The sequence below is a fragment of the Pseudomonas sp. IPO3778 genome, from assembly GCF_013386825.1.
In the GTDB taxonomy this organism is placed as follows: Bacteria; Pseudomonadota; Gammaproteobacteria; order Pseudomonadales; family Pseudomonadaceae; genus Aquipseudomonas.
In genome coordinates, this window is the sequence record NZ_JACARC010000115.1 from 1 (window position 1) to 624 (window position 624).

A 624-nucleotide genomic window follows, 5' to 3' on the forward strand; every position below is an offset into this window, starting at 1 on the left:
TCCGTGATGAACCTTTTTTATGGGCGCCGTACGGGTAAAAGCTCCGTAAAATGGCTTTTTTCTCAAGAGAGCCATGCCATGTCGAAACACCTGCTGAGCCCCCAAGGCGAGTTTCCCCCCGTAGGCCTGGGTCGTCGTCTGGCAGCGATGTTCTATGACTTCCTGTTGTGTACCGCCCTGTTGATCGTCACGGCCTTCATCTACAAGCTGGTGTGGATGGGGTTTGTCGGGGAGGCCAAGCTGCGGGCGCTTTCTGAATCCGGCGCGCTGGATGGTGATCCGCTGTTGTCGACGATTTTGTTTTTTGTGCTGTTTGGTTTTTTTGCCAAGTTCTGGACGTATTCGGGGCAGACCTTGGGCATGCAGGTTTGGGGGGTGCGGGTGCAGAATGCTGATGGGTCGCGCATCAGCTTGTGGCAGGCGTTGTTGCGGTTTGTGGTGTCGATTGCGTCGTGGTTGTGCTTGGGATTGGGGTTTATCTGGTCGTTGTTCGACAAGCGGAAACGCAGCTGGCATGACATGTATTCGGATACGCAGTTGGTGCGGATTCCGAAGAAAAAGAAGTAGGTTTTAGATGGGGGGCATATCCGTTGCTGCGGTAATGGCGGCTATGGGTTCCGCCCT

1 protein-coding gene is annotated in these 624 nt (G+C 54.6%); it reads left to right on the forward strand.

Going from position 1 to position 624, the window contains the following annotated elements; all coding sequences use genetic code 11:
- Positions 1-78: 78 nt before the first annotated feature.
- Positions 79-567: an RDD family protein gene (locus tag HX855_RS32700; RefSeq protein WP_177091578.1), complete on the forward strand. Its 489-nt coding sequence runs from the start codon at positions 79-81 to the stop codon at positions 565-567.
- Positions 568-624: the final 57 nt, after the last annotated feature.

Bases quoted from the DNA above. Each gene is read 5' to 3' on its own strand.
- HX855_RS32700 (WP_177091578.1), top strand. From the start codon at position 79: ATGTCGAAACACCTGCTGAGCCCCCAAGGCGAGTTTCCCCCCGTAGGC.